At 76.3% G+C, this 20,257-nt stretch carries 14 protein-coding genes; 6 read left to right on the top strand and 8 right to left on the bottom strand.

Annotated features, from left to right (window positions below; translation table 11 throughout):
• The first annotated feature begins 29 nt into the window (after positions 1-29).
• Positions 30-692, top strand: a complete 663-nt coding sequence (locus ACIPYQ_RS32880) for an isoprenylcysteine carboxyl methyltransferase family protein (protein WP_401257745.1) — start codon at positions 30-32, stop codon at positions 690-692.
• A complete protein-coding gene (locus ACIPYQ_RS32885) occupies positions 689-1,717 on the top strand; it encodes an NAD(P)/FAD-dependent oxidoreductase (RefSeq protein WP_401257746.1) in 1,029 nt (342 codons plus the stop codon). Before ACIPYQ_RS32880 ends, ACIPYQ_RS32885 begins: the two co-directional genes overlap by 4 nt.
• Positions 1,718-1,772: 55 nt before the next feature.
• On the opposite strand, the gene ACIPYQ_RS32890 is transcribed toward ACIPYQ_RS32885, so the two are convergent.
• Complete coding sequence (locus ACIPYQ_RS32890) at positions 1,773-2,753, bottom strand: hypothetical protein (protein ID WP_401257747.1); 981 nt, start codon at positions 2,751-2,753, stop codon at positions 1,773-1,775.
• 194 nt (positions 2,754-2,947) lie between these two features.
• On the opposite strand from ACIPYQ_RS32890, the gene ACIPYQ_RS32895 reads away from it, so the two are divergent.
• Positions 2,948-4,579, top strand: coding sequence for a carboxylesterase/lipase family protein (locus ACIPYQ_RS32895; RefSeq protein WP_401257748.1), 1,632 nt, complete (start codon positions 2,948-2,950; stop codon positions 4,577-4,579).
• Here ACIPYQ_RS32895 and ACIPYQ_RS32900 read toward each other — a convergent pair.
• Together ACIPYQ_RS32900 and ACIPYQ_RS32905 are read right to left on the bottom strand one after the other, a co-directional pair.
• Positions 4,563-5,222 carry a hypothetical protein gene (locus ACIPYQ_RS32900; protein ID WP_401257749.1) on the bottom strand — a complete coding sequence of 220 codons (660 nt, stop codon included), beginning with the start codon at positions 5,220-5,222 and terminating at the stop codon, positions 4,563-4,565. The two genes, ACIPYQ_RS32895 and ACIPYQ_RS32900, sit on opposite strands and share 17 nt — an antisense overlap.
• 75 nt (positions 5,223-5,297) lie before the next feature.
• The gene (locus ACIPYQ_RS32905) at positions 5,298-6,017 is read right to left on the bottom strand and encodes an MOSC domain-containing protein (protein WP_401257750.1); all 720 of its coding nucleotides are present in this window, start codon (positions 6,015-6,017) and stop codon (positions 5,298-5,300) included.
• A gap of 26 nt (positions 6,018-6,043) precedes the next feature.
• Here ACIPYQ_RS32905 and ACIPYQ_RS32910 point away from each other — a divergent pair, with 26 nt between their 5' ends.
• A complete protein-coding gene (locus tag ACIPYQ_RS32910; RefSeq protein WP_401257751.1) occupies positions 6,044-6,523 on the top strand; it encodes an HAD domain-containing protein in 480 nt (159 codons plus the stop codon).
• On the opposite strand, the gene ACIPYQ_RS32915 is transcribed toward ACIPYQ_RS32910, so the two are convergent.
• The 5 genes from ACIPYQ_RS32915 to ACIPYQ_RS32935 all read right to left on the bottom strand — a co-directional run bounded on the left by ACIPYQ_RS32915 (position 6,489) and on the right by ACIPYQ_RS32935 (position 19,026).
• A complete protein-coding gene (locus tag ACIPYQ_RS32915; protein WP_401257752.1) occupies positions 6,489-8,324 on the bottom strand; it encodes a hypothetical protein in 1,836 nt (611 codons plus the stop codon). The genes ACIPYQ_RS32910 and ACIPYQ_RS32915 overlap by 35 nt on opposite strands.
• Positions 8,321-11,935: a DUF5682 family protein gene (locus ACIPYQ_RS32920; RefSeq protein WP_401257753.1), complete on the bottom strand. Its 3,615-nt coding sequence runs from the start codon at positions 11,933-11,935 to the stop codon at positions 8,321-8,323. The genes ACIPYQ_RS32915 and ACIPYQ_RS32920 overlap by 4 nt, the downstream gene beginning before the upstream one ends.
• Entirely contained in the window at positions 11,932-13,089 is a 1,158-nt protein-coding gene (locus ACIPYQ_RS32925; protein WP_361766366.1) for an AAA family ATPase, read from the bottom strand. The genes ACIPYQ_RS32920 and ACIPYQ_RS32925 overlap by 4 nt, the downstream gene beginning before the upstream one ends.
• Before the next feature lie 136 nt (positions 13,090-13,225).
• Complete coding sequence (locus ACIPYQ_RS32930; RefSeq protein WP_401257754.1) at positions 13,226-18,163, bottom strand: DNA-binding protein; 4,938 nt, start codon at positions 18,161-18,163, stop codon at positions 13,226-13,228.
• On the bottom strand, positions 18,160-19,026 hold the full coding sequence (locus ACIPYQ_RS32935) for a DUF4132 domain-containing protein (RefSeq protein ID WP_401257755.1): 867 nt from the start codon (positions 19,024-19,026) through the stop codon (positions 18,160-18,162). Before ACIPYQ_RS32935 ends, ACIPYQ_RS32930 begins: the two co-directional genes overlap by 4 nt.
• A 201-nt stretch (positions 19,027-19,227) precedes the next feature.
• Between ACIPYQ_RS32935 and ACIPYQ_RS32940 the strand changes: the two genes are divergently transcribed.
• On the top strand, positions 19,228-19,965 hold the full coding sequence (locus tag ACIPYQ_RS32940; RefSeq protein ID WP_401257756.1) for an HNH endonuclease family protein: 738 nt from the start codon (positions 19,228-19,230) through the stop codon (positions 19,963-19,965).
• A complete protein-coding gene (locus tag ACIPYQ_RS32945; protein ID WP_361766377.1) occupies positions 19,962-20,249 on the top strand; it encodes a hypothetical protein in 288 nt (95 codons plus the stop codon). Before ACIPYQ_RS32940 ends, ACIPYQ_RS32945 begins: the two co-directional genes overlap by 4 nt.
• Positions 20,250-20,257 lie beyond the last annotated feature (8 nt).

The raw sequence follows: 20,257 nt of genomic DNA on the forward strand, positions 1-20,257 counted from the left end.
CGATGGACTCCATGCCACTCATCCCACTCATGCCCTCCGTGACCTCCGCGGCCCTCCCGGCCGACGTGTCCCTCCCCGCCGACGCGGCCCTCCCGGCCGCGCTGACCCTCCCGGGCTCCCTGACCGTGCCGGCCTCCCTCGTCCCGTACCTCCTGCTCATCGGCCTCGTCGTCGTCGAACGCCTGGCCGAGCTGATCACGGCCCGCCGCCACACCGCCTGGAGCCTGGCCCGCGGCGGCCGCGAGTACGGCCGCGGCCACTACCCGGCCATGGTCGCCCTGCACACCGCGCTGCTGGTCGGCTGCGTGGTGGAACCCTGGGCGGCCGGCCGGCCGTTCGTCCCCCTGCTCGGCTGGTCGGCCCTCGCCGTCGTCGTGGCCGCCCAGGGCCTGCGCTGGTGGTGCATCGCCACCCTCGGACGGCGCTGGAACACCCGGGTGCTCGTCGTTCCCGGTCTGCCGCTCGTGGAGGCGGGACCGTACCGGCTGCTGCGCCACCCCAACTACGTGGCGGTGGTCGCCGAAGGGGTCGCGCTGCCGCTGGTGCACACGGCCTGGCTGACCGCGCTGGGCTTCACCGTGCTCAACCTGCTCCTGCTGCGCGTCCGGATCGGTTGCGAGGACGCCGCCCTGACGGACGGCGGCCGACTGCGGGCGCCCGCCTCCGTGCCGTCCGCGAAGGCCGCCCCGTGATCGACCTGCTGATCGCGGGCGGCGGTCCGGCCGGGCTGGCCACCGCCATCCACGGCGCCCTCGCCGGCCTGGAGGCGGTGGTCGTGGAGCCGAGGCCCACGCCCATCGACAAGGCCTGCGGGGAGGGCCTGATGCCGGGCGCCGTACGCCGGCTGCTGGACCTGGGCGTTCCCGTGGCCGGGCAGCCGTTCCACGGCATCCGCTACGTCGACGGCGTGAGCGGCCGGCACGCGGAGGGACTCTTCCGGTCCGGCCCGGGCCTCGGCGCCCGGCGCACGGAACTGCAGGCCGCGCTGGCCGAACGCGCCGCACAGCTCGGCGTACGAGTGGTCCGTCAGCGCGTCGACCAGGTGCGCCAGGACGTCCACCACGTCAGCGCGGCCGGGCTCACCGCCCGCTACCTCGTGGCCGCCGACGGCCTGCACTCCCCCGTCCGCCGCGGGCTCGGCCTCTCGGCGCCGGCCGCGCCCCGCAGGCCGGCCCGCTACGGGCTGCGCCGCCACTACGAGGTCGCCCCGTGGAGCGACCTCGTCGAGGTGCACTGGTCGGCGCGGTGCGAGGCCTACGTCACCCCGCTGGGACCCGACCGTGTCGGTGTGGCCGTACTGACCGCCGAGCAGGCCCCGTTCGACGTACAGCTCGCCCGCTTCCCGCTGCTGGCGGAGCGGCTGGGCGCGGGCGCCGACCGTACGCCGGTGCGCGGGGCCGGGCCGCTGCGCCAGGGGGCCCGCGTACGGGTGGCGGGGCGCGTGCTGTTCGTGGGGGACGCGGCCGGGTACGTGGACGCGCTGACCGGCGAGGGCCTGACCCTGGCCGTGACGGCGGCCGGCGAGCTGGTGCGCTGCGTCCGGGCGGGCCGGCCGCAGGCGTACGAGCAGGCCTGGCGGGACCTGTCGCGCAGCTACCGCACCCTCACCGCGTCCCTGCTGTGGGCCCGTCACCAGCCGCGGCTCGCCCCGCGGATCGTTCCGCTGGCCGCCCGGCTTCCGCGCGTGTTCACGGGGGCGGTGAACCTGCTCGCATGACACGGCACCCCGCGCACGGGGCGCGGGGTGCCGGTCGGGCGGAGGGTGCCGCGGGTCAGGCCGAGTTCTCCTGACGGTTCCTCAGGGCCAGTCCGGCGAGGACCGCGCCGGCCGCCGCGCACAGCACGACGGTGACGCCCGCCCAGGCCAGGGTGGCACCCACGGAGCCGGCCAGCGGGTCGAAGCCCGCCGATCCGCCGAGCACGTGCAGGGCCACGACTCCGGTGCCGGTGACCGCGCCGGCCCGCCAGACCCCGGGGGTGTCCCGGAGCGCCACGAGGGCGCCGGTTCCCAGGCAGAGCACCGTGACGAGGAGGGGCAGGAAGTCGGCGGGGGCCGCGGACGGCAGGGCCGTCAGGTCGGCCGGCAGGTGCAGGGCGCCGCTGACCAGCAGGGCGAGCGCCACCGGCCAGCGCAGTACGTGCCGCAGCGCCGGGGAGCCGGCCGGCTCCTCGACGGGGGCGGAGCGCCGGCGCGGCTGCGGGTGCCGCTCCTGGTACGGCGCGTCGTACAGCTCCCTGTACGGCAGCTCGTACGGCTCGTCGAACCGCTCGTCGTACGGCTCGTCCTCGGGCTCGGGGTGGCGTTCGTCGTCGTCCGGCTCGGGGGCTCCGGGGGGACCGGCGCGGCGCTGCCGGTCCGCCGTGCCGGGCTCGTCCTTCCCGAGGATGGTGACCAGCAGGGCCACGTCCTCGATGGACCGTCCGACGGCGGCGGCGCGCAGCGTGATGTCCGCTTCGACCACCTCGTGCGGTGACTCGCCGAGGAGGGCGACCATCCGCTGTACGTCCTGTACGGGCCGGGCCACGGCGGCCGTGCGCAGCGCCTCATGTCCGGCGTCGGGCAGCCGGCCGCCCTCCTTGAGGAGGCTCACCAGGGCGGTGACCTCCTCGAGGGGACGGCAGGTGGCCGCCGTGTCCAGCAGGGTCCGCATGCGCTGTGTGTTCGGCGCGTCCGGCGCGTCCGGTGCGGTGGAGTCGGGGGTCCCGCGGCGGTCTTCGTGGGGCGTCGTCGCGAGGGTGATGGGGTCATTCATGGAAAGCTCCGTTCGCCGACGCGCGGGTCTACACATCGCACGCCGGTCATCGTGCGTCATGGGAAGCGCACGCTTTGTTACATTGAGTGCCAGTTCTGCTCACTGCGCCATTCGGGGCGGGCAAACGGGGGTCTCCACGCCGGCCCGCCCCGGCCCGCCCGGGTCCCCTGGGTCGCCTCGGAAAGGTCGTCGGTGTGACCGGCATTCGCCAGTTCCGTCGCCGGTGCGCGCTGCTGCTGCCGGTGGTGCTGCTCCTGCTGGGCGCGGCCGCACCGCCGGCGCGGCCGGCCGCCGACACGGGACCCGTCGTGAGCACCGACCGTGGGCTCGTACGCGGCCGTGCCCACGGCGCGTACAGCACCTTCGAGGGGATCCCCTTCGCGGCTCCCCCGACCGGCGCACGGCGCTGGCGCCTCCCGGAGCCGGCGCCCCGGTGGGAGGGCGTACGCGACGCCGGCGCTCCCGGGGCGCGCTGCGTACAGCTGCCCGTCCTCGAGCCGGGCGGGCCGATCGGCTCCGAGGACTGCCTGTTCCTCAACGTCACCGCTCCGGCGGGCGGCCGCGATGCCGGGGGCCGGCTGCGGCCGGTCATGGTCTGGTTCCACGGCGGCGGCTTCTTCAGCGGCGCGGGTGATTCGTACCGGCCGGACCGGCTGGCCGTGCAGGGCGGGGCCGTCGTGGTGACCGTCAACTACCGGCTGGGCGTCTTCGGCCTGTTCGGCCATCCGGAGCTCGGCGGGGCCCCCGGCTTCGCCCTGGCGGACCAGCGGGCGGCGCTGCGCTGGGTGCGGGCGAACGCGGAGGGCTTCGGCGCGGACCCGCGCAACGTCACCGTTTTCGGTGAATCGGCGGGGGCCCTCAGCGTCTGCGCCCACCTCACCTCCCCCGCCTCGGCGGGCCTCTTCCAGAAGGCGATCGTGCAGAGCGGGTCGTGCTCGACCACGATGCCTCCCCGGTCACTGCTGCCCGGCCTCGGCACGTACGAGCCCTTCGTGCCCGAGCGGCGCACGGTCGAGGAGGGGGTCCTGGCGGCGGCCCGGCTCGGCTGCGGCCGGCCCACCGGAGTGCTGGACTGCCTGCGCCGCCTGGACGCCGGCACCCTCGCGACCGCCGAACTGATGCAGCGCTTCTCCCTGGTCTCCTACGGCAACCGGACGCTGCCGCTGGAGCCCCGGCAGGCGCTGGAGGCCGGCCGGTTCCACCGGGTGCCGGTGATGCAGGGCGCCACCCAGGACGAGATGCGCCTCTTCCTCACGCAGACCCTCCCCGCGTATCCGATCGGCGACGCGGCCGCGTACCGAGCCCGGCTGGACCTGTCCTTCGGCGCCCCGGCCGCCCGCGCCGTGGAGGCCCGCTACCCGGTGTCGGCCTACCCGACCCCGGCGGTCGCCTGGGCCACCCTGCTGACGGACGCCTCGTTCATCTGCCCGGCGTTGCGGGACGGCGGGGCGCTGGCGCGCCACGTGCCGACGTACGAGTACCGGTTCAGTGACCGTGACGCGCCCAACTTCACCGGAATGCCGGAGGTGCCGGGGCTGCCGTTCGGTGCGGCCCACGGGTTCGAACTTCCCTATCTGTTCACGATGGCTCCGCTGGCCGGCCCCCAGCAGCAGCTCGCGGACCGGATGACCGGCTACTGGACCGGATTCGCCCGCACGGGTGTCCCGGCCGCGCCGGGAGCGCCGCCGTGGGCGCGCCGCGGACCGGAGGCGGCGGTGCTGTCCCTGGCGCCGGGCGCGGGCGGGATCCGTACGGTGGACGGGCGGGCCGAACACCACTGCGCGCTGTGGGACGCGCAGTGGCCCGGGGTCACCACCTCTGGGTGATGACGTCGTAGTCGTGGGCGCGGAGGGTGAGGGTGCCGGTGTCGCCGTAGACCTGGCGGCGCCACGCGGTGAAGACGTCGGCGATCCGGCGGGCGTCCTCGGCGGCGCCCTTGCCCACCTGCCTGGTGGTGAAGGTGATGCGCGCCTCGCCTTCCGCGCGGACCTTGCGGACGCGGGTCTCCCTGAGGCGGATGTCGCTGTCCTGGTCGGTGCGGCGCTTGTCGAAGTAGGCGTTGAAGTCCCGGGTCATGTCGAACCAGTCGGCCGGGCCGCAGGGGCCGCCGCCGTTCCCCATGTCGCCGTCGGTGGGCGGGCCCACGTATCCGCCGGTCTCCTGATCGGTCGGCGGACCGGCGGGGGCTCCCGTGTCCTCGTCGGTGGGCGGACCGGCCGGTGCACCGGTGTCCTCGTCCGTGGGTGGACCGGCGTAAGCGCCGGTCTCCTGGTCCGTCGGCGGGCCGGCGTCCCCGCCCGTGCTCTCGTCCGTCGGCACGTCGAGGCCGCACTCGGCCGGCGCGAGCGTGGGCACGCCGGCGGGCGGCGCGGCCTGCCCCGCCCGGGTGGTCCCGCACCCCGCCAGAACGGCGCACAGGAGCCCCGCCACCATCACCCGTCCCGTCACGGACCCCGCTGCGATTGTCATGACCATCCCCCTTTGGTCAGCAAGAGGTGATCCCGGCCGTCCCGGTTCCGCCTGGTGCCCGCCCGGTCGCGGCCGCTACGCGAGCACGACGGGTTCCCCGACCCGGACCGTCCCGGGTGTGAGGACCTGCGCGAGCACGTCGAGCCGGTTGTCGTGCGCCCTGGCGATCGCCTTCAGGATCAGCGGCGAGTGCGGGAGGTCGTGCTGGGCCTGGTTGGTCATCACGCACCGCTCGCTGGAGCGCAGGAACTCGACGTGGAGGGTGTCTCCCAGGCGGGCCTTGCGGCCGATCCACTCGTCCTCGACGAACGGCGGGGTGCCGGGCGGGGTGCGCAGCAGGATGTTGGGACGGAAGCGGCGTTCGTCGACCGGCACGCCCGGGACCTCGTTGCGGATCCAGTCGAGGGTGGCCGTCGTGAGGACGCTGAGCGGCAGTTGGTCGAAGTGGGAGACCTCGCCCTCGCGGGCCAGCTCGACGTCATCGCGGCCGAGGTAGGTGCGGAGGTAGGCCGTGGGGTCGGCCACCACGCGTCCGTGGCGGTCGAGCAGTTCGGGGAGGCCCGGCTGGTGGTCGCCCGGCGCGTAGCGGGAGCTCAGGTGGAGCAGGCCGTCCATCCGCCGGAAGCGCCGGGTGTTCTTGCCCGAGCCGAACCTGCCTTCCGCGTCCCGTACCGCGTACAGCCGGTCGCCGACCAGGCCGCGCTCGTCGACCCGTACGCGGCGCAGCAGTTCGCCGCCGGTCGACTTGATCGGGTACCGCCACAACCGCTCGGTCACGCCCACGTTCTCCGCCACCGGAACGACGGTACTACGGTGGGATCATGACCCGTTCCCTGGTCCGGCCCCTTCTCTACCTCGATGTCGACGGACCGCTCATCCCGTTCGGGGCGGGCCCGTACCCGCCCGGGGACGATGCCAATCCGCTGCTCGCCCGCATCGATCCCGCCCTCGGGCCGAGGCTGGCCGCGCTGCCGTGCGAGCTGGTGTGGGCCACGACCTGGATGGCCGAGGCCAACGAGTGCGTCGCGCCCCGGCTCGGCCTCCCGGAGCTGCCGCTGGTGGCCTGGCCGGAGCCGTCCGACGAGGACGGGCGGGGCGGGATCCACTGGAAGACCCCCGCCCTCCTCGCGCACGCGGCGGGACGGCCCTTCGTCTGGGTCGACGACGAGATCACCGCCGCCGACCGGGAGTGGGTGGCCGCCCGGCACCCCGGCCGGGCGCTCCTGCACCGCGTGGATCCCGGGCGGGGACTGACCGCCGCGGACTTCAACGCGCTGTGGGCATGGCTCCGTTCGGGATAGCCGCCCAGGACGCGGCGACCAGGGAGCGTTCCGCCGCAGCGAGGTGGGTGGCCGCGGCCAGCCAGGCCCAGGCGTAGCCGTCGGGCGAGGGGTCGGTGAGGCGGCCGAAGGCGTTGCGGGGGCGGCGGTCGGCCTCTGCGGCGAGGGCCGCCGACAGCTCCGCCGCCGCGGTGAGACCGGCCCGGCGCAGCGGGCCGTACGAGGCCAGGGGCTCCGTACCGCGGGCCGCTTCGGCGACGGCGCGGCGGCCACCCGCGACCCCCGTCTCCAGGAGGCGGCGTACCCGCCACAGCGGGGAGTCGGCCAGCGGGTCCGGGCCCTCGGCCGCCGGGACCACCCGGGGGGCTTCGGCCTGCGGCGGGAAGTGGATGCCCTGGAGGCGGTCGTAGCCGAGGTCGGCGCGGCCCAGCCATTCCTCGGGCAGCCGCAGCGTGTACGGCTCTCCGGGCACCGGGCCGACGGCGAGGGGGCGCAGCGTGGCGGCGCGGTCCAGGTCGGGGCGGCCCAGGACCCGGAGCCGGAGTCCGGGGTACGCGGCGATGCGGCGCAGGTTGGCCGTGTGCGGCAGCTCCGGGTGGGGGTGCGCGGGCAGCAGCCGCAGCAGCGGTGCGTCCGGGCGGGTCTCGCGGACGAGGAGGTGTTCGCCGGCCGCGCCGACGACGGTGACATCGCAGCCGAGCAGCGCGGACTCGGCCGCCTCCGGATCGGCCAGCAGCTCGGCGACGGCCTCGGCGGCCGGGCGGGCGAAGAGCGGCGCGGCGGGCTGCTCGGTCCAGGGCGTGCCGCGCAGCGGGGTCGCCCTGACCCCCCGTCCCGCGCCGAGCCTGCCCTCTGCGGAGACCGTCGCGCCGACGATGCGCAGGCCGCCGCGGGCGAGACCGGCGTGGTCGAGGGTGGCGCCGCCGAGGGCGACGGAGGCGGAACCGGCTCCGCGGGCGCGGGCCAGGCCGCCGGGGCGGACGTCGGACACCGAGTAGCGGGAGCCGTCGGGGGCCAGCAGGTGGGTGACGACTCCGCCGTATCCGGTGGCGGAGAGGACCGGCTCCCGGCACAGGCCGTGGACCTGGAGGCTGCCGCCGGGCGCGTAGGCGCGGCGGGCGGTCCCGGTCAGTGCGGGGTCGGCCGCTCCGGAGGCCAGCAGGCCGGCGGTGTGCAGGAGTTCGCGGAAGGCTCCCGTGAGGGCGCCGAGCCGCTGCGTGGCCCGGCGCTCCCGGGCGGCGCGCAGGCCGCGTACGACCCGGAGGGCGGCGGCCTCGGCGCGCGGCAGCCCGGCGAGGCGGGCGGTGTGCGCGGCGCGCAGCAGCTCGGCCTGGACCACGGCCCCGCCGGCCGTCACTCCGGCGGCGAGGGCTTCGGCGGCGGCCTGCCAGAGCGCGGCCGCGGCGCCGAGCTGGGCCTCGGTGAGGGCCGGCACCGGGCCGGTGGACTCCGGGCCGGTGGACTCCTCGGGCCCGGGCTCCGCCGGGGTTGCCGCCTCGGGCTGCTCCGCCGGCGGTTGCGCGGGGGCGGCGTCCGCGAGCGGGGCCGCGCCCAGTGCGGCTGCCCGGTGCAGGCAGCGGGGCGCCAGCAGGCAGCTGCACGTGGCCTGTCCGGCCTCGGTGACCGTGCCGGCCGGGCCGGGGCGCAGGGTGACGAGGGCGTCCTCGCCGAAGCTGACGGTGACGCTGCCGTCCGCCGCGCGGGCGGCGCCCGCCGCGCAGCTCTCGGTGGCGGCGTCCAGCTTCTTGCGCAGGCGGGCGGTGAGGTTCTCGACCGCTTCGGCGAGCACCTCGGGTGCGACGGGCGGCAGTTCGGTGCTCAACGGGACTCTCCACGGAGGCGGTCGCCCACCCAGCGGGCGAGGGCGAGGGGACTGAGGGCGGCCACGGGCATGCCGGCCGCGACGAGTTGCCGCGCGACCGGGACCGAGTACCGGGGCGTCCCCGCGTCGTCGAGCGCGGCGCAGCCCATCAGGTGGGCGCCGGAGGCGGCCAGCGCGCGGACCTCTCCGAGGAGTCCGCCGATCGGGGCGCCCTCCTCGAAGTCGCTGACCACGACGACGAGGGTGCGGCTCGGGACGGTGATCAGGGTGCGGGCGTGCGCGAGGCCGGCGGCGATGTGCGTACCGCCGCCGACGCGGACCTCCAGCAGCAGCGAGAGCGGGTCTTCGACGCGGTCGGTGAAGTCCACGACCTGGGTGGAGAAGGCGAGGAAGTGGGTGGACAGGGTCGGTACGCCGCCGAGTACGGCCGCGGTGAGGGCCGACCAGATGACGGAGGCCTCCATCGAGCCGGAGACGTCGACGACCAGGATCAGCCGCCAGTCGGCCTCGCGGCTCGCCCGGGTGCTGAAGACGGGCCGCTCGGGTACGACGACGACCGTGCCGTCGTCCCGTCGCCGGGTGTGCGCGAGGTTGGCGCGCAGGGTCCGGGCCAGGTCGAGCCTGCCGCCGGGGCGGCGGGTGGGGCGCGGGGTGGCGAGGCCGGAGAGGGCCGGGCGCAGGCGGGTGGCCAGCTCCTTGGCGAGCTCGTCGACCAGCCGTTTGACGAGGGGGCGCAGGCGGGCGAGTTGGGCCTCCGGGAGCCCGCCGGCCAGGGACAGTACGGAGCTCAGCAGTTCCACGGAGGGCCGTACGGCCGCCGGGTCGAGCTGGGCGAGCACGTCGGTGCGGCCCGCGTCGGCGGCGTCGGCGAGCACCTCCTCCCGTACGTCCGCGCCGAACAGCGACTCCAGCTCCTGCGACCACTCCCGGGCGGTGGGGAAGGAGGCCTCCTGGCCGCCGCCCTGGCCGGAGTCGAGGTCGGACGTGCCTTCGCCGCGCCCGGCACCGTACAGCTCGTCCAGTGCGTGGGCGTAGCGGCGGGCGCCGGCGGGCAGCCGGTCGCGCTCGCGGCCGAGCAGCAGCCGCCAGCGGTCGGCCGGGGCGAGCCGGTGTTCCCCGGCCTCGGGGGCCGGGACGGGCGGGGCGTCGGGGACGTCCGGGGCCGGGGCGGGTGCGTCCGTCCCGGTCGCCGGCAGCGGGAGCGCCTTGAGCGCGGCGAGTCCGGCGGCGTCGGCGGCGGCCCACAGGGCGAGCAGGGCGGGCGGGGCGTCGAGTGCGAGGTCGAGGCGGTCGCCGAGCCGCTCGGTGACGGTGTCCAGCAGCCGGTCGCGGGCGGCGGGCGAGAGCGCGTCGAAGCCGCCGCGCAGGGCCGGGAGGCGGTCCAGGAAGTCCTGGTCGGCGAGGCGTTCGACGCGGTCGAGCAGAGGCGTCAGGGCGGCCGGGGAAGACTGCAGCAACGGCCCTGCGGCGGTGAGGAGTCCGGCGAGCCGGCGGGTCAGGGCGCGCCGGCTGTCGGGGCTGCCCGCGGCGTCGATCCACCCGGCGGCGCGGCCGCCGAGCCCGTCGGCCGGGTCGAGGTCCAGGAGGACCCGTACGGCCAGGGCCGCTCCCTGCATCAGCGGGGACGCCGAAGCGGCAAGCTCGGCGAGGGCGTCGTCCGTGCGCAGGCCGAGGTGGCGGGCGGCGGCGCGGTCGGCGAGGGCCACGAGGGCGGCCGCGTCGGCGGGGTCGTCGCTCCCGGCGAGGCCGGGCAGGGACCGTACGGCCGCTTCGAGGAGGTCGGCGGTGAGGTCGGCGGCCGTGGCGCGGGACCCGTCCGAGGTGCCGGGGAGGTGGCCGCGGTGGAGGGCCTCCAGGAGGTCGAGGGCGTCGAGGAGTTCGGGCAGGGTCGCCGTCTGCGGCAGGGCGGTGGCCGCCTCGTGGAGGCGTACGTCGACCAGCTCGGGCAGATCGCACCGCGCGGCGGCGGCCAGCCCGGCGAGGACCTGCGCCGGGGTCGGCCCGCCCTCGGCGGCGGCCCGGCGGGCGGTGTCGCGCAGGGTTCCGGCAGCGGCCTGGGCGGCCGTGACGCCGCGGACTCCGGCGAGATCGAGCCGGGCCGGGACGGAAGGCGTCCAGGACAGCCGCCACTTGGTGCCGAGGGCGGTCCCGTCACCGGTGGCGGCGACGGTGAGCTGCTCCCCGTAGGAGGCACCGCACACGAGGAGCCGTTGCAGCAGGACCTCGCGGCGGCCGTCGAGGGCGGAGCGCAGCGGGTCGAGGCGGACCTCTCGGGAGGCGGGCTCGTCGGGGCCGGGCAGGCGCAGTTCCGTCAGCTCGGCCTCGACGGAGGGGCCGAGACCGGAGCGGGGGGCGTGCGGGGTGATCCGCCCGCGGGCGGTGCCGACGAACACGGCCTCGAGGGCGCGGGCCAGTGCCCGGCCCCGGCCGAGCGGTTCGCCCTGGCCGAGGACGGTGGTGACGGCCTCGAGGATCTCGCCGCGGCCGGGCGCGGGGAGCCCGCGCAGGACGGCGAGGTCGCAGGCGAGCCGCAGGGTCTCGGCGGCCTCGCCGGTGCCGGCGGTGTGGCCGGCGCGGCGCAGCTCCCGGCAGAGCCGGGTGACGGCCACGGAGGCCGCCTCCCGTACCCGCCCGGGGTCACCGCCGGCTTCCAGGACGGCCTGCTGCCAGAGCGGATCCCGGATCCCGGCGGGGTAACCGGAGCGGGAGTCGAGCAGGTCGAAGGAGTACGGCACGAAGGAGGTGACGGCCCCCTCCGCCCCGGCGCCGGGCCCGGGGTCGGCGGCAGCCCGAGGCCCCGGCACCGAGCCCCGGGCCACCGCCCCCGTGCCGCCCCCGGCGGGCCCGGCCACCGCGTCCGCGTCCAGCAGGGCCGGGGCGTGGAAGGCGCCGATCACGGCGGCCACGCGGTGGCCGGCGGCGGTGGCGCCGGCGATCACCGAGCGCATGTGGGACTCGCGCGCCAGATCCCTCGCGGGCGGGGTGGAGTCCGCGCGCAGCGCCCAGCCCACGCCGAGCGCCGCCCGGCGCACGGCTTCCGCGGAACAGCCCGGTGCGAGCACCTCGACGGCACGGTCCCACAGGTCGTCACCGTCACGGCCGGTACCGGCCGCGGTGAGCGCGTCCGCGAAGGAACCGGCCCGCGGCGCCCGCGCGTCCGGCCCGAGGTCCGACTGCGACTCCGGGGCCGAGCCGGATCCTCCGTCCCCGCCCGGAGCCGGAGTGCGGTCCGGGGACGTTACGGCGGGCTCGGCCGTCCAGCCGGGGGACGTCAGGGGGAGGTCGCAGCAGAGGACGGTCGCGCCGGTGCGGCGGGCCCAGCGGATCGCGGCCAGTTCCGGGGAGAAGTCGGCGAACGGGTAGAACGCCAGGCGGCCGTCGCCGCCGGTGCCCGCGAGGGCGACCGGGGCCACGGTCTCCGGGTCGGCCAGGTGCTTCAGCCACGGCTGGAAGTCCGCCGGGAGTTCGACGCAGACCACGTCCGCGCCCGAGGCGTCCAGCAGCTCGGGCACCACCGCGGCCAGGGCGGGGCTGTGGTGGCGCACGCCGAGCAGGTACGGCGTACGGGACGCGGCGAGCGCGTCGACAACGGCGCGCGGGTCGGAGGTCAACGCAGGCTCCCGCGCAGGTCCCAGAGGCGGCGCCACATCGCGGAGCCGTCCTCGGCGCGGCGGCGCACCGGGCCGTCCCAGTAGCCGAGGAGGCGGCCGTGGTCGGCCGGGTCGTCCTTGCGGACCACGCCCAGCAGGTGACCCGGCAGCAGGTCCAGCACGTCCCCGCCCGGCAGGTACGCGGCCGCGACCCCCAGCGAGGCCGCCACCTGCACGGCTTCGGCGGTGGACATGACCGTACCGGGGCGTTCCACGTCCCAGCCCTCGGCGGAACGCCCGGAGCGCAGGTCGCGGAAGACGGTGACGAGCGCGTCGAGGACGGCGTCGTCGACCCCGAAGGCCGCGCCGGCCCGCTCGACGGCGGCGACCGCCTGCCGGCGGATCAGTGTGGCCTCGGCGTCCGCGTCGGCGATCGGGGCGACCGTCTCGAAGTTGAAGCGCCGCTTGAGGGCGGCGGACATCTCGGAGACGCCGCGGTCCCGCAGGTTGGCGGTGGCGATGACGGTGAAACCGGGGGCCGCGGAGACCACCGCGTCCTCGGTGGCGGTCAGTTCGGGCACGCTGACCCGCCGGTCGGACAGGATCGACACCAGTGCGTCCTGCACCTCGGGCAGACAGCGGGTGATCTCCTCGACGCGGACCACGCGCCCGGTGCGCATGGCGGAGAGCACCGGGGAGTCGACCAGGGCGCCCGAACTCGGCCCCTGCGCGAGCAGCAGCGCGTAGTTCCAGCCGTAGCGGAAGGCATCTTCCGTGGTGCCGGCCGTGCCCTGGACGGTGAGGGCGCTGGTACCGCTGACGGCGGCGGCCAGCAGCTCGGACAGCATCGACTTGGCGGTGCCGGGCTCGCCGGTGAGGAGCAGGCCGCGCTCTCCGGCGAGGGTGACGACGCAGCGCTCCACCAGGGCGCGTTCGCCGACGAACTTGGGGGCGATGGCCAGCTTGGCTGGGAGCCCGGCGCGGCGCTTCGGCAGGGCCAGTTCGGCTCCGTCACTGCCGCAGACGAAGGTGACGACGGCACGCGGGGTCAGGGCCCAGCCGGGCGGCCGGGGGCCGGGGTCCTGGGCGGCGAGGAAGTCGAGCTCGGCGGCGTACCGCTCCTCGGCGGGCAGCACTTGCCGGGGGGCGGGGACGGATGGTGCGGTGACGGTCATCGGGGTCCTCTGGAACGGGAACGGAAATGGGGAACGGGGAATGGGGAACGGGTGAGGAAACCGGGTGCGGGCCGGCGGCGCGGCGCATCCCTGTCGAGGGGTGCGCCGCGCCGAACGGGCCCGGGCGGCCGGTGGTTCAGCGGCGGCGGGCGCGGGTGCGCTTCACCTTGAGCTCCTCGAAGCGCGGTACGTCGCCCTCCCGGACCCGCTGCCAGGCCCGGCGGTAGAGGTCGGCGGCCGGTTCGGCCGGGGTCAGCACGCCGAGCAGCGGCCGGTCGCCGGCGCCCAGACCGTACATCGGCAGCTTCCACTGCTCCACCGGCAGGGTCGGGGAGGCCATGTCGGCCCATCCGCCCGGCAGGAACAGCGAGCGCCCGGCCCGGGTGCGGCCGGCCGACACCACCAGGTCGGTGGCGGCCAGTTCGGCGCGGGCGGCCTTGAGGCGGGCGGGCTTCCAGCCCGTCCACCGCGCGGTGTTGCGGTCGGTGGGGTCGGGCATGGCGAGCAGGACGAGGTACACGGTGGCCGCGTCGGCGCCGAGACCGTACGCCGCGCACACTTCCTCGACCAGCTCGGGGACGGAGCGGCCCGGGTCCTGCGGCCACCAGGTGCCGTCGGCGTCCACCGCACCGGCCGCCGGGGCGCCCGGGTCGGCGAGGAGCGCCGCGAAGCGCGGGTCGTGGACGGTCCGCAGGGCCGTCTCGACCGCGGAGGGCCGCTGTTCGGCCCCGCGCAGCGCCGGGAGGTAGGGGTCGGAGCCGGTGGAGTCCAGCAGGGCCGGGCGCAGTGCGGGCTTGGGCTGGTCGTCGTGGGTGGCCATGACGACCGCGCCGTAGCGCTCGTATCCCTCACCGGTCTCGGTCGGCGTGCCCGCCGCCTTCCGGAAGTCGGGAAGGCTGGTGTAGTGCCCGATTTCGAGGAGCAGTTCGGGCGCTGCGAGCCGCTGCCGTACGGCGGTCAGCGCGGGCGGCAGGGCCGCTCGTACGGGGTCTCCGGCGGGCAGCCGGTGCGCCAGCCAGGCCGCGGTGGCCACGGTCCCGGTCAGGACGCTCGCGGTGAAGGGCTGGGTGGCCGGATCGCGGGGCTCCACGTGGTCGCCCTTCACGGTCCAGGCCACGTCGACGGAGAGCTCGCGCGAGGCCGCCGGGTCGAGCAGCGCCCCCAGGGCCCGGTGCGCGGCCCAGCCCCGGCCGACGGCGCGGGCGGCCTCGGTGGCCAGCCAGTCGGGCACGCGGGTACGGCGGCCCACGCGCCGGTTCCACACCTCCGCGGCGGCGGCCACGTCGGGCCCCTCGCTCCACAGCTTCGCCGGATCGGCGGGCAGCAGGGCGGCGACCACGGCGCGGCGCACCTCGGCGTCGAGGTTCTTGAGCTCGTCGCGGGCGTGGGCCGCGTCGGCGGCCTTGACCCCGAGGGCCGTGCGCAGCTCCGCGGGCAGGAAGTTGCGCTCGTAGGTGTCGGTGTACGGGAGTCCGGCGACGACCAGGCGGGCGAGGGTGCCGGGGACTCCGGTGAGCCGGGAGAACTCCTCCGCGGCTTCCGGGCTGAAGGGGGCCGGGCCGTGTTCGGCGGCAGCGGCGAGGAAGTCGGCCAGCCAGCCGGCGCCCCGTTCGCGGTCGCCGAGCGGGGTCTCGCCGCGCACGGTGTAGGGGCCGGGGACGGTGAAGCGGCCGGCGGGGTCGTGCAGCAGGGCACCGAACTCGTGGCCGTGGGGCACGGATTCGCTGTGCTCGGTCAGGGCGAGGACGGCTCCGCCGCCCAGCGGCAGCACACCGCGGTGGTGGACGTTGCGTGCGTGGCCGTCGGGGCCGGTCAGGTGGGCGCGGTCGAGGTGGACGACGACCCGGCGCCAGCGGGCGGCGGAGCCCTCCGCGGAGGCCAGGCCGAGGGCGTCGACGGCACCGAGCAGGGAGACCAGGGCGGCCCGCTGTTCGCCGGTGGCCGACACGGTGGTGGCGCGGTAGGCGACGGCGGCGGGCTCGTCGAGCAACGGCGTCCACGAGAAGGTGTAGTGCGGCAGCGCGGGCGTGTCGAAGTGGAGCCTGCCGGGCACCTCGGTGGCGTCGGTCCGCGCGCAGGCGGCACGGATTTCGCTCAGGAAGTGGTGGGCGCCGTCCTCGTCGCCGCCCCAGCGGTAGTACCCGGCGCCGATGAGCCCGCTCAGCGCGTCGCCGAGCAGTCGGTCGCTGGGTCCGTGCTCGCGCTCCTCGGCGGGGGTGCCGTCCGGGTGGAGCCGGGCGGCGACCGCGTCGAGGGCCTTCTGCTGGGTGAGGGTGAAGCGCAGCACCTCGACGATGCCGCCGATCAGCTCCGGGGCGGTGACCTGGGGCAGGGCCGCGCTCACGAGGCCGGGCAGGTCGGTGGCCTTCTCGGCCGCGGCGGCGGCCTTGAGCAGCGCGGCGACGGTCTCGCGGTCGGCGGCGCGCAGTGCGGCCGAGCCCTCGGCGTCGCGGGGGCGCAGAGCGTACCAGTGCGACAGCGGCGGGAGGTCCACGCTGCCCGTGCCGAAGGCGGAGCGGCGGTGGTGATCGCCGCGCGAGCGGGCGGTGACCACGCCGTCGGGGTCGCTGATGCTGAGCTCCTGCCAGTGCTGCGACAGGGCGCGCGGGCGGTCGTCGCCGGGGAAGGCGAGCGCCGCGACGGGCTTGTCCCGGCCCTCGGGCACGGTGACGGTGCGGCCGCCGGTGTCGGTGCCCTGCCAGCCGTGGCCGGGGATGCGGACGGTGCTCCAGCCGAGCAGGCCGTCGACGGGGGCGCCGAGCGCGGAGCCGGCCACGGTGGGCGTGGGCCGCAGCCAGTTGGACTGCCCGCTGCGGCGGGCGTTCTGCGGGTGCGCGCGCAGGGCGTCGGCGAAGAAGCCGGGCAGGGAGATCCGGCCGTACGCCGCGCCGGCGGGGTCGTACTCGCGCCAGCCGGCCTCGTTCATCTCGTCGCGCCGCTGCCACACCCAGTACGAGGTGCCGTCGGACAGCAGGGACCGCTCGTCGGGCAGCTTCGTGTCGCCGCGGTGCAGGACGCCGCCGCCGGTGGCGCGGCCGCCGCCGGGCAGCGGCAGGGAGATGTGCTCGCTGCGCAGCGACCAGTGGTTGCGGTCGGTGTCCACGGTGAAGACGGTCTGGGGTGCGGAGTGCCAGTAGCCCTCCGGCCGGTCGGTGTTCCAGGAGGACCAGAAGACGAGCAGGTCGCCGTCGACGTAGTGGAATCCGTGCCGGTACTGGGACCCGGTGGGGACGCGCAGGTCGTGGGTGAGGACGGTGGAGTCGGCGTCGATGACGCGGACCTCGGTCTCGTTGGCGACGATGAGGTACGGCCAGGCTTCCATCACCGTGAGGCCGTTGCGCCGGCTCTGGCCGGGGCTCAGCTCGGCGAGGGCCTTCTCCCAGGAGGGCCAGGCCAGTTCTTCGAAGAGGCCGCCGCGCAGGGTGCGGGCGAGGGTCTCGGCGAGGTCGGCTGCGGCCGCGGCGGCCACTTCCTCGGGGGCGAGTTCGAGGGCTTCGGTGGGCAGCCAGGTCAGCCGCTGGATGGCGTCCGGTACGCCGGGCAGCCCGGCGGCGATGGAGTCGCGGGCGACTTCGCGCATCCACTCGGTCAGCAGCGGGCGGCCGCCGGGCGACGCGGCGACGTGCCGGACGACCTGGACGCCTTCGCCGTTGCCGCCGAGGGCGTTCAGGGCCCGGCGGAAGGCGGGGTGGAACCGCTGGTCCGCGGCGAGCGCGAGCAGGTCGCGGCGCTGCTCGGAGCGGGCCCAGCCGGTCAGGTTCAGCTGGTCGTGGCGGTGCCGCTTGTTCTCGGGGTCCGGGTCGGGGTCGGCGACCGGGATCTCCAGGGCGAGCAGCAGGTCGAGGAGGTCGGCGTCCTCGACTCCGATGCGCAGGCCCGTTTCCCGGCCGGGCCGGGCGAGTTCGGTGCGCAGCTGCTCCGCGCAGCGCTCGACCACGGCGAGGAGGACGTCGAGGGCGGGGCGTACGCCCCAGCCGGCGTGGCGGGCAGCGTGGAAGCGCTCGAGCCAGCCGGCGGCGCCGTCGGCGCACCGCTGCTCGGCGGGCAGTTCCTCGCCGGCCAGCCCGGCGGTGGCGCCGGACTCCTCCAGGATCTCCAGCCACAGGGTGGTGAGCTCGTCACCGCCTCCGGGCGGGGTCAGTCCGAGGAGCGTGCCGCGGACGGCGGGAACCCGGTGGGCGAGCGCGACGAGGGCCGCGCGGTGGGCCTTCCACCAGCCGAGTGCGGCGCGCAGGGTGGCGGGCAGGGGCAGCAGCTCGGCGAGGTAGTCCTGCTCGGCCTCGGTTCCGGTCAGGCCCGCGGCGCGGGCGAGGCGCCGCAGTTCGACGGCGGCCTGGGCGGAGGGCGGCAGCCCGCCGGCGGTGCGGCGCACGCACAGGCGGCGGAAGCGCTCGTGGGCCTCGGCGGGGGTGACGCGGCCGGCCAGGGCCTTGGCGTAGCCGGTGAGGACCTTCACCGGCAGGGCGCCGGCCAGGGCGAATTCGAGGAAGACGGAGTCGAGGCGGTCCTCGTCGATGGCGAGGCCGTGCTGGGCCTCGGCCGTGCGGGCGCGGCCGAACAGCTGGGCGGCGTAGGTGGTGTTCTCGACGGCGAGGAAGATGCGGGCCGCCTGCTCGTGGAAGACGGGCAGGAAGTGCGGGACGGACGCGGCGAGGCGGTCGGCCAGTTCCTGGCAGGCGTCGAGGGCGGCCTTGGGCTTGGTCTTGGCCTGCCGGGCGACGCGGTCCAGTTCGGGGACGACGGCGAGGGCGTGGTGGCCGTCCTCGGGGTGGTGCACGAGGACCCATTCGGGGAAGCCGAGCGCCTGGCGCCGGCTCAGGCCGACGACGGGGGGCTCGCCCTCTTCGCGTACGAGTCCCAGGAAGCCGGCGGCGAGGTCCTCGGCCGGGCCCAGTTCGGCGGGCGCGAGGCGGACGACGACGCGGTCGTCGCCGAGTCCGGGGTGGCGGTAGGAGCGGGCGGTCAGCGGGACGGCGGTGGGTCCGGCGCCCGTGGTGTCGTGCGGCAGTACGGCGCCGGCCTTGAGCAGCAGTTCGGCCGTGTTCATCGCGGTGTCCTTCTGGTTGGTGCTCATGCGTTCCCGCCCTCCTCGATCTTGCGCCCGGCGTACAGCGCCGCGGCCATCCGCATGCCCTCGGACCAGGCCACCGGTCCGACGGCGGCCAGGGGTACCGTCCGGCCGTTCTCGTCGTGCCAGCTCAGGGCGCCGGTGGTGGTCTCGTCCTCGTAGTAGGGCTCGCCGATCCACACCGCCGCCTCCGTGCCGGCCCCCGCGTCGCGGACCTTGCAGGTGGCGTAGCCGCCGGAGACGCGGTAGCCGAGGGCGGTGGCCCGGGCGGCGAGGCTGAAGCGGGTGGGGAAGACCCCGCCCGCGTACTCGCGGACCTCGGTGGCGGTGGCGGTGAGCCCGTCCGGCTTCTGCCAGGTCGCGCGGTGGATCTGCTCGACCCGCTGGACGATGCCCAGCTCGGCCGCGAAGTCCCGTACGTCGTCCAGGTCCGGCAGCAGCACCGGGTGGGGCAGGGTCACCGTGCGCGGGGAGAGCCGTACGGTCTCGCCGTCGAGGTTGACCACCTTCAGTTCACCGGAGGCGGTGGCGTCCCGCAGGAAGCCCACCTCGTCCGGGTCGTCACCGACGACGGCGATGTCGCGCAGGGCGTGCTGCCAGGCCTCGTCCGGCCAGACCCGGGCGAGCAGTCCGGTCGGTACGGGCAGCGAGGACACCATCCAGCCGTCGACCTGCGCGACGCAGGCGGCCTCGTGCCGGTCGAGCCATTCGGCGAGCCGGCGCAGCCGGTCCACCTCGGGATGGTCCTTCAACGCCTTCGGCAGCGTCTTCAACTGCCGTCCCGCAGCCCGGCCGGTGGTGGACCTCGCCGCCACCCGTCCCTCCACCAGGGCGATCTCGTACCCCTCGCCCGCCGCCAGCCATGCCATCAGCCCGTGCCCCTCCGCCTGTCACCTACGGTTCCGCGCAGCCCTGACACGGGGGAACGGACCCCCCTGAGCTGCGGTATGCCGGGAGACTAGCGAGCCCCACTGACAACGCCCGCCGGAGGGTCCGTGGCCGGTTTTATGTCCGGTTCTGGGTAGTCTTCCGGGGACAGTTGCGCAGCGGGGCCGACGCGGGGTGGGGTTATGGGACGTCAGATAGGTGTGCCCGGTGCGGTCCTGGCGACCGTTCTGCTGGCGGCCGCGGCCGGCTGCTCCGGTCCGGACGCGCCGGGCGGCGGGGACGCGAAGCCGTCCGCGACGCGGACCGCACAGCCCACGGACTCGAAGCCGGACTCGAAGCCGGATTCCAAGCCGGCCGGCGGGGACGTGCTGCCGGGGATGGTCACCGTCGCCGTGGCCCGGACCCAGCTGGCGGCCTTGAAGGTGGCGCCCGTGGGCACGATGGCCGGCTACAGCCGGGACAAGTTCACGCACTGGGCCCAGCAGGGCAGCAAGTGCGACACCCGCGAGGTGATCCTGGAGCGCGACGGCTCCGGCGTCACGCGGGACGCGGAGTGCCGGGCGGTGTCCGGCACCTGGAAGAGCCTGTACGACGGGGTGGTCGTCACCGACGCCTCGAAGATGGACATCGACCACATGGTCCCGCTCGCCGAGGGGTGGCGCTCGGGCGCGGCCGGCTGGGACGCCGCCAAACGCAAGGCCTTCGCCAACGACCTGACCAACCCCCAGCTGCTCGCCGTCACGGCGGCCTCGAACCGTTCCAAGGGTGACCAGAGCCCGGACCTGTGGCAGCCGCCGGACAAGTCGAGCTGGTGCCAGTACGGGCGGGCCTGGACCACCGTGAAGTCCACGTACGGGCTGACCGTCACCGAACCGGAGAAGAAGATGCTCACCACGATGCTCGACACCTGCGCCTCATGAGCGGAGCGCACCACAAGCAGTGGCGGGACCGGGTGACCGCCGGGCCGGGCGGTGCCATGACCGACGAGGTGGGCGTCATCACCGGCCCGCTCACGCTGTGCACCTCCGCCGTGGCCGGGGACCTGGTCCGCTTCGACGTCCAGTACGAGGGCGCCGACGAGTGGTACACCCTCACCGGCAGCCCGCTCCCCCACCACGGCGATCCGGCCGCCCTGCACGCCGCCGCGCTCGCCGCGGTCCGCCGGGGCGGCGCGGCCCGGGCCCCCGGAACCGCGTCCGCCTGAGCGGGGCT

Origin of the sequence: Streptomyces sp. NPDC090045 (assembly GCF_044747975.1) — a bacterium.
GTDB lineage: Bacteria > Actinomycetota > Actinomycetes > Streptomycetales > Streptomycetaceae > Streptomyces.

Bases quoted from the DNA above. Each gene is read 5' to 3' on its own strand.
- ACIPYQ_RS32935 (WP_401257755.1), bottom strand. From the start codon at position 19,026: ATGGCATGGCTGGCGGCGGGCGAGGGGTACGAGATCGCCCTGGTGGAG.
- ACIPYQ_RS32880 (WP_401257745.1), top strand. From the start codon at position 30: ATGCCCTCCGTGACCTCCGCGGCCCTCCCGGCCGACGTGTCCCTCCCC.
- ACIPYQ_RS32930 (WP_401257754.1), bottom strand. From the start codon at position 18,163: ATGAGCACCAACCAGAAGGACACCGCGATGAACACGGCCGAACTGCTG.
- ACIPYQ_RS32900 (WP_401257749.1), bottom strand. From the start codon at position 5,222: ATGACAATCGCAGCGGGGTCCGTGACGGGACGGGTGATGGTGGCGGGG.
- ACIPYQ_RS32940 (WP_401257756.1), top strand. From the start codon at position 19,228: ATGGGACGTCAGATAGGTGTGCCCGGTGCGGTCCTGGCGACCGTTCTG.
- ACIPYQ_RS32945 (WP_361766377.1), top strand. From the start codon at position 19,962: ATGAGCGGAGCGCACCACAAGCAGTGGCGGGACCGGGTGACCGCCGGG.
- ACIPYQ_RS32890 (WP_401257747.1), bottom strand. From the start codon at position 2,753: ATGAATGACCCCATCACCCTCGCGACGACGCCCCACGAAGACCGCCGC.
- ACIPYQ_RS32925 (WP_361766366.1), bottom strand. From the start codon at position 13,089: ATGACCGTCACCGCACCATCCGTCCCCGCCCCCCGGCAAGTGCTGCCC.
- ACIPYQ_RS32910 (WP_401257751.1), top strand. From the start codon at position 6,044: ATGACCCGTTCCCTGGTCCGGCCCCTTCTCTACCTCGATGTCGACGGA.